5 protein-coding genes are annotated in these 14,132 nt (G+C 33.3%); all 5 read left to right on the top strand.

The window, feature by feature from the left end:
• The first annotated feature begins 145 nt into the window (after window positions 1–145).
• The 5 genes from DR871_RS02315 to DR871_RS02295 all read left to right on the top strand — a co-directional run bounded on the left by DR871_RS02315 (window position 146) and on the right by DR871_RS02295 (window position 14,115).
• Complete coding sequence (locus DR871_RS02315; RefSeq protein ID WP_242497065.1) at window positions 146–2,122, top strand: glycosyl hydrolase family 95 catalytic domain-containing protein; 1,977 nt, start codon at window positions 146–148, stop codon at window positions 2,120–2,122.
• Window positions 2,123–2,822: 700 nt separating this feature from the next.
• Entirely contained in the window at window positions 2,823–5,792 is a 2,970-nt protein-coding gene (locus DR871_RS02310; protein ID WP_242497064.1) for a SusC/RagA family TonB-linked outer membrane protein, read from the top strand.
• Between the two features lie 11 nt (window positions 5,793–5,803).
• A complete protein-coding gene (locus DR871_RS02305) occupies window positions 5,804–7,387 on the top strand; it encodes a RagB/SusD family nutrient uptake outer membrane protein (protein ID WP_113665024.1) in 1,584 nt (527 codons plus the stop codon).
• Window positions 7,388–7,544: 157 nt separating this feature from the next.
• Window positions 7,545–10,862, top strand: coding sequence for a VCBS repeat-containing protein (locus tag DR871_RS02300; RefSeq protein ID WP_113665474.1), 3,318 nt, complete (start codon window positions 7,545–7,547; stop codon window positions 10,860–10,862).
• A complete protein-coding gene (locus DR871_RS02295) occupies window positions 10,855–14,115 on the top strand; it encodes a VCBS repeat-containing protein (protein WP_113665025.1) in 3,261 nt (1,086 codons plus the stop codon). The genes DR871_RS02300 and DR871_RS02295 overlap by 8 nt, the downstream gene beginning before the upstream one ends.
• The last annotated feature ends 17 nt before the right edge of the window (window positions 14,116–14,132 follow it).

The following is a 14,132-nucleotide window of genomic DNA, read 5'->3' as shown; positions in this document are numbered from 1 at the left end:
CGTTTTTGATAAGTCGAAAACGTTTTCGTTTTGTATTCGACGCAGTATCTGAAATTATTCAATATTTTTACCTAAAAAAGGTATAAGTTTGAAAATATTATTAAAAAATTAATTTATGATTTTAACAGTTAAAAGTTTGTTTTTCATGCTCTTACTAAGTTCAGTCGCTTTTAGTCAAAGCAAATCAGATGAGTGGCATTTATACGCAAATTCAAGAGTAAATTATTTTGGTGTTGCTATGGCAAATGGTCAAATAGGAATTGTTACCGATGATACGCCTTTAAAAACAAAAGAAATTATTCTGAATGGCGTTTATGACGGAAGTCCCGAAAATGGAATCAGTAGAATAGTTCGCGGAATAGAATTTTTGAATCTGCATTTGACAATAAATAAGGAAGATATCAAATCAGATAATATAGATAATTGGAGTCAAGTAGTCTCTATGAAAGAAGGAACAAGCACCACTTCATTTTCGTTTAAAGATTATGCAAAGATTAACTATACTATTTTGGCGAATAGAGCAATTCCTTTTTCAGCGATGGCAATTGTCGAAATTACCCCTCTTCAAGATATCGAAATTACGGCTAATAATTATATGATTGTTCCTGATGAATTGAAAGACGCTAAAAGTCAGTTTAGGGTTTTGAAAGACAATCAATATTTGATGCCAGTTTTTGGAACAACCGCTAAAACGCTAACGGGGAAATATACAGTTGCGGCTTCAACCACTTTTCTTTTTGATGGGGAAAGCGAAACCCTAAAACAAACGGGTAACGAAGTTGGGTTTGCCAAAAAACTTTTGAAAGGAAAAAAATACCGTTTTGCAGTTGCAGGAGGGATTTGCACTTCAAAAGATGTTACAGATCCTTTGAACGAATCTGAGAGACAGCCAATTTATGCTTTACAAGAGGGAATTGACAAATTATTGAATCGTCACAAACAAGCTTGGGCTGAATTATGGAGTACAGGAGATATTCAAATTGAAGGCGATTTAGATGCGCAACAACGCGTTCGTTTTGCATTGTATAATTTATATTCATACATCCGTCCTGAAACCAGACAAAGTATTGCCCCGATGGGGTTGTCAGCACAAGGTTATAACGGACATATTTTTTGGGACACAGAACTTTGGATGTATCCAACACTTTTGGCATTACAGCCAGATATGGCAAAATCATGTTTAGATTACCGTTCAGATCGTTTGCAAAAAGCAAAACAAAAAGCATTTATTTATGGGTATAAAGGCGCAATGTATCCGTGGGAATCTGATGATACGGGGGAAGAAGCAACACCAACTTGGGCTTTGACTGGAATTTTTGAACAGCATATCACCGCGGATGTTTCAATCGCCTTTTGGAATTATTACGCTTACACGCAAGACAAATCTTGGTTGAGAAAAGAATGGGCAGTTCTAAAAGAAACAGCTGATTTTTGGGTAAGTCGTGTTGTGAAAAATCAGGATGGAAGTTTCTCTATTTTAAATGTGGTTGGAGCAGATGAATACGCGCAACATGTAGATGATAATGCTTTTACAAATGCATCCGCTATTGAGTCTTTAAAAAATACGATTAAAGCGGCAACTATTTTAGGGGAACCAATAAATCCTAAATGGATAGCAGTATCTGAAAAATTAGCAATACACACTGAAAAAGGAATTACACAAAATTATAAAGGATATCAAGGGCAAATGATTAAACAGGCTGATGTGAACTTATTAGCATATCCTTTACACGTAATCACAGACAAAGAACAAATAAAAAGAGATTTAGAATATTACGCTGAAAAAATTGATAAAAAAGATGGTCCGGCAATGGCTTCGGGAGTTTTATCGGTGCTGTATGCCCGTTTAGGTGACAAAGAAAAAGCGTATAGTTATTTTGTAAAATCCTATTTACCAAACAGTCGCCCACCTTTTGGAGTGTTTTCGGAATCAGCTAATAGTAACAATCCATATTTTGCTACGGGAGCCGGAGCGATGCTTCAGGCGATTATTTACGGTTTTGGCGGAGTAGAGCAAACGGACTTGGGATTGAAATATAATAAGGGATTGTTGCCAAAACAATGGAAATCACTTAAGATTATAGGTCTTGGAGTCGATAATAAAACGATAATAATAAAGTAATATTTCAATAAGTTTTTTAAGCCACGAATAGTAGTTGCATTCCTTTTTTAGGATTGTAATTCGTATTCGTGGTTTTTTTATGTCCGATGAGATTATTTATTTTGAATGTTAGTTTTTTAAATACACACTAAACAACTGTTGAAAGGATAAAGGTAAATACCTCTTTCAAAATTTAAATAAATCTAATATGCAATAGCAATAAATTAATTTTAGGACATTTCTTCCAAATTTTTAATTTTAAAAGTGTTAAATTTTAATAACAATACGTTTTGTAAATGTGATATTTTTAACAGTCAAAACACGTCTAAATAAATGAATATGATATTTTTAGATCAATAATATTCGTTTTTTAATGGAACTCAATCTAGATTATTGATTAATCGAAAAAAACTCCATTATGATGAATAATTCGTAATCTTATTTTGTAAAAAGCTTTTTTGTTGACAAAAATGTAATATGTTTTTTGCGTAAAAGCCTTTAAAGTACAATTATATCTTTTTTATTGTCTTTTTTTTATGTTTAATATAATTTTACTATTAATTTTTTAAAGTATTAATTTTAAAATCGAAAACGTTTTCGATACAACGAAAACGTTATAGTTTGTTAATGTCTTAAATTTATCATAAATTTATAATTATGTTTGATGTTAATATTTAAACAAACCATTTAAACAAATTATTAACCAACTTATTTATTACGTATGAAAAATAGTCTAATTAAAGGCTTGATGGTGTTTCTAACGGTACTTTGTACAAGTTTGACTTATTCGCAAGATGTGTCCGGTACAGTATCTGATGGTAGCGGTCCGCTTCCAGGGGCTTCTGTCTTAGTTAAAGGAACAACAAATGGAGCACAAACTGATTTCGATGGAAAGTTTACTATCAAAAACGTTGGCTCAAATGCAGTTTTAATTTTTAGTTACATTGGTCTTAAATCTCAAGAGGTAAATGTAGCAGGGAAAAGCGCAGTTAATGTAGTGTTAAAAGAAGATTCAGCGGAATTAAAAGAAGTTGTAGTTATAGGCTACGGTTCAGTTCGAAAGAAAGATGCAACTGGTGCAGTTGATCAAATTAGTGCAAAAGATTTTGACAATGTATCTTCTCCTTCACCTGCTCAATTATTAAGAGGTAAGGTTGCCGGAGTACAAGTTACGCAATCAAGTGGAGAGCCAGGTGCCGGAGTTGCAATTAGAGTGCGTGGGAACTCGTCTATTCGTTCAGGAAATGGACCGTTAATCGTTGTCGATGGTGTGCCATTGGATGGAGGAAATGTTTCAGGAGGTGGAGCTGATTTATTAGGGACATCATCTGCAAGAAATCCATTGAACTTTATCAACCAAAATGATATCGAAAGTATGTCTGTGTTGAAAGATGCTTCTTCTACAGCTATTTACGGTTCTCGTGGAGCTAACGGAGTTATTGTAATAACAACAAAAAAAGGTAAATCTAAAGAACCACAGTTAACGTACAGTACTTCATTTCAATTTAGTAAATTATCAGGGAAACTAGATGTAATGTCTGGTGATCAATTTGCTGCAGCTGGTGGCGATGATAAAGGGTCTAGATCTTACAATTGGAAAGATGCAGTTTTAAGAAATGGATTCTCTATGAACCATGATTTATCTTTTAGCAAGACTACAGAAAACTCGAATACAAGAATATCTTTTGGAGCTTCTAATACAGATGGTATTGTTAAAAACACAGGTTTAGACAAATACAATGCGTCATTTTATAACTCTAATGACTTTTTTGGTGGAGCTGTAAAAGTTGAGTCAAGAATCATTTATGCTTCTTTGAAAGATCAAGCTACTCTTTTGTCAAATAATGCAGGTTTCATTGGTAATGTAATTGGTACTGCTTTGTATTGGAATCCAACTTTGCCAATAAGAAATGCAAATGGTTCGTATAATGTTGTAGGTGATGATTATTTGAATCCTGTTCAGTTATTAGATTCTTACACAGATTTCACGAATACTAATAAATTATTGGGAAGCATAAATACTACCTGGAAAATCAACAGTAAGCTGAAATACCAATTCTTATTTGGTGTTGAAAGTTCTAACTCAAGTAGAAAAAGTCAATTGTTGCCAACGATGGAAATTTCTGGTGCAGCATTCCAAGCAACAGTTCCTGGTTCAAGCGAAGTTAAATTTGGAACAGCTTCAATCAACAATCAAAATAAATTTAATAAAACTTTCGAACACACTTTGAATTATAACAATGATTTTGGTGATAACTTTAATTTAGATGCATTAGTTGGTTATTCGTATTATGATTATACTGCTGATGGAAATTTTGCAAGTGGTAAAGGTTATGATGTTAATCAAACGAATTTAATTGACAACATTGAAGGAGGTCTTCAAAATGAGTACCGAGTATCTTCTTATAGAAACAGAGTGGAATTACAATCTTATTTTGGTAGAATAAATGCTACTTTGTACAAAAAATTGATTCTTACTGCTACATTAAGATCTGATGGTTCTACTAAATTAGGTATAAATAACAAATACGATTATTTTCCTTCAGCGGGTATTGCTTATAAAGTGATAGAAGATAAAGAAGGTTTGTTCAATAGCTTCAAAATTAGAGGGAATTACGGTATCACTGGAAACCAGGAATTTGCACCAAACTCAGCAATTGCTAGAGCTTCTTATGGTAACAATGGTAATTTAAATGTTGATACAAACTCAAATGCTGACTTGAAATGGGAAACGACAACTTCTTATGGAGTTGGAGCGGATTTTGAATTGATAAACAACAGATTATCAGGTTCAGTAGATTATTTTCAAAGAGATACTAAGGATTTAATTTTCCCAGTACCGGCAGCGGCAACTCAACCAGGTCCACCATCACCAAGGTTCAAAAACTTGCCAGGAAATTTAATAAATAAAGGTGTCGAAGTATCTTTAAATTATAAAGTTATAAATACTGAAGACTTAACTTGGGATATTTCAGGAAATGCTTCTTTCTTAACAAATGAAGTGAAGAACTTTGCCGGTTTTATTGCTACAGGAGGCTTAAATGGTCAAGGACTATCTGATGCTTATGCACAAGTAATTACAAACAACCAACCTGCATATACTTATTTTTTATATGAATGGAGAGGATATGACGCATCAGGAAATTCTATTTATGCGGATGCAGCAGGGAATGATACTGGCTTAGGTACAGCAGCTAAACAATTGTTAGACAAACAGCCTTTACCGAAAATCAATGTTGGATTTACTACTTCATTAGCGTACAAAGGTTTTGATGCAAGTGCCTCTTTTTATGGAGCTTTTGGTCACTATATTTATAACAATACTACAAATGCCTATTTCTTTAAAGGTGCTTTCCTAGGAGGAAGAAACACAACTCTAGAAGCAGCGACTTCTCCTCAAGCACAAGGAGATCCTAACTCTCCATCTACTAAATACTTAGAGAAAGGAGATTTCTTAAGGATGGGTAACTTAACATTTGGATATACAGTAAACTCTTTAGAAAAGTTTAGAATTAAATCGGCTCGATTCTTTGTAAATGCTTCTAATTTATTTATTATTACTAGTTATTCAGGAACTGACCCAGAAGTAGATACTGATAAATCACTAAATGGAGTGCCTTCAGCAGGGATGGAATATTTATCGTATCCTAGAGACAAAAGTGTATCACTTGGACTTAACGTAACATTTTAATTAAAAAAACAATGAAAAGAATAAATATTATAAAAAGCATCTTATTTACTAGTACCATTATTCTAGGAGTAAGTTGTACTAATCTAGATGAGGAAGTATTAGATGGTGTAGTCCTTGATAATGCTGGGGGCGGAACAGTGAATTCTGCTTCATTATTGGTTAGTGCTTATGAAGGCTTAAGAGGTTTTCAAGATCAAGACAAAATGTTTGCCTTAGATGAAATGTCTACGGATGCATTAGTGGGACCTACAAGAGGTGGTGACTGGGACGATAATGCTAAATGGAGACAATTGCATACTCATACTTGGGCGCCGGATAATATAGAAATAAGAAATGCTTGGAACTCTTTGTTGTCACAAGTATACAACTGTAACTTAGTTATAGAAAATGGTACTGCTACACAAATATCTCAAGCTCGTTTTTTAAGAGCATTTTATTACTACAATGTAATTGATTTATATGGACAGGCGCCATATAGAGAAGCAGGTAGTTCTCTAGAAGCAGATCCTAAAGTTTGGACAAGACAAGAAGCTACGGCTTTTGTTATTAGTGAACTTGAAGCAATTATTGGAAGCTTACCAGCTCGTGTGGCAGGTGACGCTAGCATTGTTAATGTTGATGCAGCGCACTTTTTATTGGCTAAATTATACTTGAACAAAGGGGTTTTTAATGCTGCTGATGCTGCAGGACCTTATACTTTTGAGGCTGCTGATATGACTAAAGTTGTAACTCATGTAGATGCAATTAATAGCTCTTTAGCTACTGATTATTGGGATAATTTCAAACCAACAAATAATACTTCTCCGGAAATTATTTTCTCTTCTAAAAACATTAGAGGTGGTCAAGGTGGAGGTATTCAGTCACGATGGAGAATGGGTATGCATTACCAACAAACACCAGATGGTTGGAATGGTTTTGCAACTGTAGCTGAATACTACAACAAGTTTAATCCTAATGATAGACGTATCAAAAATTCAGATCAATATATTATCGACGCTTTTGGTAATAATGTTGGATTTCAAGTAGGTCAAATGAAAAATGGTAAAAACCGTGATGAATTTGGTAGAGATAAAGATGCGAGTGGAGCATTATATACTAACATACCTGCTGGTACTGTAAATCTAAAAGATAGAAAAGGTAATCCTTTAGTGTTTACTGCAGCCTTAACATTGATTACTGGAGGTGCTACACTTGAAACAGCAGGGATTAGAAGTCAAAAATACATTCCGGATGAAGCTAATGTTGGTACTCCTGAAAATGATTATGCATTGATGCGTTATTCAGATGCTTTATTGATGAAAGCAGAAGCAATTCTAAGAGGTGGTACTGGAGTTAATGACTTAACAAAATTTGCTCAATTAGTATCTAGAACTAATGTAGCAGGTACAGTTCCAACTACTTTAGATGCTATTTACACAGAAAGAGGTAAAGAATTATGGTATGAAGGATGGAGAAGAAATGACATGATTCGTTTTGGTAAATTTTTGGAACAAAGAGAGTTGAAACCGTATGTTTCAGATGCTAGATATATTTTGTTTCCTATTCCAGCGGATGCTTTGTTTAATTCAAATTTAAAACAAAACCCAGGTTACTAAAAATTTGTTTCTATTAATTGTTTTTTGAGTTAGTTATAAAGAGGGTATTTAGTACCCTCTTTATTTTATATTTATTTTATTCTTTTTTTATATCAATATTATATATATTAGGCAATTCTAAACAAGCAATTACCTAACTAAAATGCCGCAATATAATATGTCAAATCGTTTTGTCTTATTACCCCTAATTATTCTACTTTTTTCCAACTGTTCCAAAGAAAATTCAGAGAATAAAGACGCTTTGTTTTCCAAATTAGATGCTTCCCAAACTGGAATTGATTTTATCAATGAAGTGAAAAATGATGCGGATATGAATATATTCAAGTACCGAAATTTTTATAATGGTGGGGGTGTAGCTATTGGAGACATTAATAATGATGGTCTTTCGGATGTTTATTTTACTTCAAATCTTGGAACCAATAAACTCTACTTAAATAAAGGAAATTTTAAATTCGAGGATATTTCTAAAAAAGCTGGTGTTGAAGGAACCAAAACCTGGTCAACCGGTGTTGTAATGGTTGATTTAAATGCGGATGGTTTACTTGATATTTATGTATGTAATGCAGGAAATAGTTTGGGTAATCAACAAAAAAATGAACTTTTTATAAATAATGGCAATAATACTTTTACCGAAAAAGCAGATGAATACAATCTAGCTGACACAGGTATAACTACACATGCTGCTTTTTTTGATTATGATAAAGATGGTGATTTAGATGTTTATATTCTAAATAACAGTTTTATCCCGGTAAGCAGTCTTAATTATTCCAACAAAAGAGACTTAAGAGATAAAGATTGGGATGTAGCGGAAATTCTGAAAGGTGGAGGTGATAAACTATTGCGCAATGACAGCGGAAAATTTGTTGATGTAAGTGAGAAATCAGGAATATATGGTAGTCTGATAGGCTTTGGTCTTGGAGTTACAGTAGGAGATGTAAATGGAGATTTGTATCCGGATATTTATGTTTCAAATGATTTTTATGAAAGAGATTATTTATATATAAATAATAAAAACGGAACCTTTACCGAACAAATTCAGGGATGGACATCACACATTAGTCAATCTTCAATGGGAGCTGATATGGCCGATGTAAACAATGACGGGAAAGCCGATATTTTTGTAACAGATATGTTACCTGAACCGGACGAACGCTTAAAAACGACTACAAATTTTGAAAACTATGATTTATTTACTAGAAAAGTAAATCTGGATTTCTACTATCAATACATGCAAAATACATTGCAAATAAACAATGGTGATAATCAATTCCTTGAAATAGCTAATTATGCCGGAGTTGCTAAAACTGACTGGAGTTGGGGCGCTTTATTATTTGATATGGACAATGATGGTTACAAAGATATCTACGTTTGTAACGGTATTTATAACGATTTAACTAATCAGGATTTTGTTGATTTTTTTGCAAATGAGTTTATGCAGAAAATGGTGGTTACAGGTAAAAAAGAAGAAATTCAAACCATTATCAGTAAAATGCCAAGCACGCCGATACCAAATTACGCTTTCAAGAATAATAAAAACCTGACTTTTAGCAATGAAGCTGTTAAATGGGGATTAGACACTCCAAGTTTTTCTAACGGTGCCGCGTATGGGGATTTAGATAATGACGGGGATTTAGATTTGATTGTTAATAATGTCAACATGGAATCTTTTGTATATCGAAATAATTCAGAGAAAAACAAGAAAAATCATTACGTTAAGGTAAAACTAAAAGGAGACAATCAAAACAAGTTTGCTGTTGGAAGTGTTGTGGAATTATTCTCTGGTAAAGAAATTCTTAGACAAGAATTAATTCCTTCAAGAGGCTTTCAATCTTCTATCGATTATGTAATGACTTTTGGTATTGGAACCAAAAAAATGGATTCATTGCAAGTAGTTTGGCCAAATGGTAAAACTCAAACAATTAAAAAAATCACCAATAATAGCACTTTAAATTTGGATATTACCAATGCTAAAGTAGATTATGTTCCTAAAAATGGCAAGCCAAAACCATTGTTTGCTGAAAAGAAAACAATTTTCTCAGCACACAAAGAAAATAATTATGTCGATTTTGATCATGAAGGATTAATCTCCAAAATGCTTTCGCAAGAAGGACCTTCACTCGCAGTTGCTGATTTAAATGGTGATGGGAATGAGGATGTTTTTATTGGCGGAGCCAAAGGACAATCTGGTAAAATATATTTAAATAAAGGGAATGGTAATTATTCAGTTACAGACCAAAAAGACTTAGAGGCAGATGCAACTTTTGAAGATACTGCTGCCAGTTTTTTTGATGCTGATAATGATGGAGATATCGATTTACTAGTAGGTTCTGGTGGAAACGAAAAAGCGGATCAGGCTAATTATAAAAACCGTCTGTATTTGAATAACGGAAAAGGAGTTTTTGTGAAAAGCAAAACCAATATGCCAAAAACCAATAACAACGTCTCGGTAATAGCACCAAATGATTTCGATAATGATGGTGATATTGATGTGTTTATAGGAAGCCGAAGCGTTCCGGGTGTTTATGGAATTGATCCTAAACATTTGTTATTGGAAAATGATGGAAAAGGAAATTTTACCAATGTTACTGATAAAAAAGCATTTAAAATTAATGCAGTTGGAATGATAACAGATGCGGTTTGGGAAGATATTGATAACGATTCAAAAAAAGATTTAATATTAGTGGGAGATTGGACGGCACCTATGATTTTTAAAAATAATGGACGCCGATTAGTAGAATTTAAATCGAATCTTTCTGGTTATCTAGGTTTTTGGAATGCTGTAACTTGTGTAGATTTGAATAATGACGGTAAAAAAGATTTGATTCTGGGGAATAAAGGAACTAATACAACCTACAAAGCAACAAGTACAAATCCAATGAAATTGTTTACCAATGATTTTGATAATAATGGAACTATTGAACAAATTGCAACCCGTTCTATTGAAGGCAAAGATTTACCAATAAACCTAAAACAAGAATTGGCCAAACAAATTCCTTCGATTAAGAAAAAAAACTTGAGCTATGCAGATTATTCCAAGAAAACATTTCAGGAATTATTTGCGAAGGAAGTAGTTGATAATTCGATTCAAAGGATAGTGAACATTCAAGAAAGTGTTATTGCAATCAACAAAGGAAATGGTAAGTTTGAGATAAAAGCACTTCCAAAAGAAGTTCAGTTTTCTAGTGTAAACACCATTACTACAATGGACGTGAATAATGATCGAATTTTGGATTTAATCTTGGGTGGAAATCAATATGAATTCAAGCCACAATTCTCCAGATTGGATGCAAATTATGGCAGCGTACTTTTAGGAAGCAAAAACGGAACTTTTTCATGGTTGCCCTATAATAAATCAGGTTTCTTCATAAAAGGGGAAGTGAAACAACTGAAAATAGTAAAAGACAAAAATAAAACGGTTTCAATTATAGCTGTAGTTAATGATAATACTCCTAAAATATTTACACGCTATGAATAATTTTTTCAGAATAGGACTGTCTTTATTGCTGTTTATAGGTTGTTCCAAAAAAGAAGGACAATTGTTTGAAAAATTGTCTTCTGATGAAAGCAATATTACTTTCAATAACGAATTGGTTGACTCCAAAAACATCTCTATTTTAGATTATCTCTATTATTATAATGGCGGAGGTGTAGCTCTTGGTGACATCAATAATGATGGTTTGGTGGATATTTATTTTACTTCTAATCAAGGAAAAAATAAATTGTACTTGAATAAAGGGAAAAATAAATTTGAAGACATTTCAGCAAAAGCCGGAGTAGAAGGACAAAGTGATTGGAACGCCGGTACCGTTATGGCTGACGTAAATGGAGATGGATATCTTGATATTTATGTTTGTGCGGTAGTTGGGATTAATGGATTTGAAGGTCAAAATGAATTGTTTATCAATAACAAGGATAACACGTTTACCGAAAGCGCAGCTGAATACGGTTTAGACTTAGATAATTATAGCTCCTCGGTAGCATTTTTTGATTATGATTTAGATGGGGATTTAGATATGTATTTATTGAATCACGCCGTACACTCTGAGTCATCTTTTGGAAATGCGGACATTAGAAATAAAAGAAGCTACGAATGTGGGGATAAATTATTTCGAAATGATAACGGAAAATTTGTAGATGTAAGTGAGCAGGCAGGAATCTTTGGTGGTGCCAATGGCTACGGTTTAGGATTAGCAGTTTCTGATTTTAATCTAGATGGTTATCCTGATATTTATGTGGGAAATGATTTTCACGAAGATGATTATTACTATTTAAATAATGGGGACGGAACTTTTACGGAAAGTTTGAAACAGTATTTTGGTCACACCAGTCGTTTTTCAATGGGGGTTGATGTTGCGGATGTTAATCATGACGGTTTTCCTGATATTTTGAGTTTAGATATGTTGCCTGAAGATGAAAAAGTTTTGAAATCCTCTTTAGGTGATGATAACGTGCAAATGCTAAAAATGAGAACCGAAAAACTAGGCTATCATTATCAGTACTCCAGAAATATGTTACAGCTTAATCAAGCGGGAGGCGGTTTCACTGAAACAGCTTTGTTGAGCGGTGTAGCAGCGACGGATTGGAGTTGGAGCACTTTATTTGGTGATTATGATCAAGATGGAGAGCAGGATATTTTTGTAAGTAACGGAATTCCAAAACGTCCTAACGATTTAGATTATGTTAAGTACTATTCAAATGATCAAATAAAAAGTAAAATCAGTACGACGAAGTTATTGGATAAAGAAGCGTTGAAGCGAATGCCAAAGGGAAATGTGACGAATTATGTTTTTCAAGGTGCAGCTGATTTGCAATTTAAAAACCGTTCAAGTGATTGGATAGAAAATGATTCTATAATTTCAAATGGTAGTGGCTATGCAGATATTGATAATGATGGAGATTTGGACGTAATTACCAATAATACAAATGCTACGGCTTCAGTTTACATTAATAAAACAGATACAAAATCAAACTATTTAAAATTAAAACTTAGGTTTACCGGAAAAAACACTTTTGGGATTGGAGCCAAAGTAATTTCTTATTCAAAAGGGAAAAAACAATTCAAGGAACTGCAAACTACAAGAGGATTTCAGTCTTCATCAGAACCAATGATTCATTTTGGTTATGGAAAAATAACTAAGATAGATTCGTTAGTGGTGATTTGGCCAGATAAAACGTATCAAACAATAAAAAATGTTAAAACGTGCCAAACGCTTACCATAAAAGCCAATCAGAACAGAAAAGCTTTTGATTATAAAAAATTGCATCCAAGTGTTTTGCCAATTTTCAAAAAGCTTGAAACGGGTTTAGGAATTGACTTTGTGCATCAGGAAAATGATTTTATTGATATTTTAAGCCAAAAATTAATTCCATACCAACGCTCTGATCGTGGTGCAGCTACTGCAATTGGTGACTTGAATGGTGATGGTAAAGAGGATATTTTCTTTGGTGGCTCTAAAGGTAAAAAAGCTGCAATTTATTTTCAAAATGCTGCCGGATTTTCTAAAAAAGGGCTAGCTGAAATTGAAAAGGATTCTGTTTTTGAAGACGCTTCCGCTGTCATAGGCGATTTTAATAACGATAAAAAGAACGACATTTACGTTGCTTCCGGTGGAGGTGAAAATGCATCTAATTTGCAAGACCGTCTGTATACAAATACCAACAATCAATTCCTAAATGCGACTTTGCCTAAATTGACTCAAAATGCATCGGTTGTAAAAGCTTTTGATTATGACAACGACGGAGACTTGGATGTTTTTGTAGGCAATAATTCAATCAATAATAGATTTGGAAGCATGCCGGATTGTTATTTATTGAACAACAATAAAGGAGTTTTCACTATTGTTCAAAATAAAACTTTTGAGAAAATAGGAATGGTGACGGATGCCATTTTCAGTGATTTTAATAAAGATGGAAAAATAGATTTAATTGTAGTGGGTGAGTGGATGAAACCTACTTTTTTTGCAAATAAAAACGGTAAATTTACGGATGTAACAGCAACCATTTTTCCAGAAAAAAGCAATGGATTGTGGCAATCAGTACTTTCTTTTGATATAGATCATGATGGTGACCAAGATTATTTGGTAGGAAACTGGGGAATGAATTCTAAATTTAAAGCTTCACAGGATTTTCCAATGAAAATGTATTTTGATGATTTTGATACTAACGGATCTTTTGAAACAATTGTGGCAATAGAAAAGAAAGGACAATATTACACTACATTAGGTCTTGATGAACTTGCGGAACAATTCAGCGGGATGCTAAAAAAGAAATTCAATAGTTACAAATCCTTTGCAGGAAAAACACTTGAAGAAGTTTTTGATCTAAAAATGCTGGAGAAAGGAAAGTTGTTCGAAGTTCATAATTTGAAATCGGGCTATTTGAGAAATGATAAAGGGAAGTTTACTTTTGTTCCTTTTTCGAATAAAATGCAAGTCGCTCCTATTACTAGTTTTCTGAAATCTAATTTCGATTCAGATGCGAAAGAAGAAGTTTTTGCAGCAGGAAATTACTTTGGGGTTTCTCCTTATCACAGTAGGTTTGACGGATTTTCAGGAGCCTTAATCAAAAATGAAAAAAACATATTTTTAGGTAATCAAATAGGAATCAACTTGACTCAAAAGGCAGTTAGACATTTGGATATAATCAATTTCAATGGAAAGAAATATATGTTGATTACTATCAATAATAAGAAGGCGGAATTGTATGAAATGCCTTCAGTTAAAAAATAATTTAATGACAAACAAAA

The sequence above is a fragment of the Flavobacterium petrolei genome (assembly GCF_003314435.2).
Taxonomy (GTDB): domain Bacteria; phylum Bacteroidota; class Bacteroidia; order Flavobacteriales; family Flavobacteriaceae; genus Flavobacterium; species Flavobacterium petrolei.
The sequence above is the reverse complement of the archived record's forward strand: the minus strand, read 5'-3'. Positions and strand labels throughout refer to the sequence as shown.

What these genes read in the sequence shown, in the direction of transcription:
- DR871_RS02300 (WP_113665474.1), top strand. Translation starts at nt 7,545, where the DNA reads ATGTCAAATCGTTTTGTCTTATTACCCCTAATTATTCTACTTTTTTCC.
- DR871_RS02315 (WP_242497065.1), top strand. Translation starts at nt 146, where the DNA reads ATGCTCTTACTAAGTTCAGTCGCTTTTAGTCAAAGCAAATCAGATGAG.
- DR871_RS02295 (WP_113665025.1), top strand. Translation starts at nt 10,855, where the DNA reads ATGAATAATTTTTTCAGAATAGGACTGTCTTTATTGCTGTTTATAGGT.
- DR871_RS02310 (WP_242497064.1), top strand. Translation starts at nt 2,823, where the DNA reads ATGAAAAATAGTCTAATTAAAGGCTTGATGGTGTTTCTAACGGTACTT.
- DR871_RS02305 (WP_113665024.1), top strand. Translation starts at nt 5,804, where the DNA reads ATGAAAAGAATAAATATTATAAAAAGCATCTTATTTACTAGTACCATT.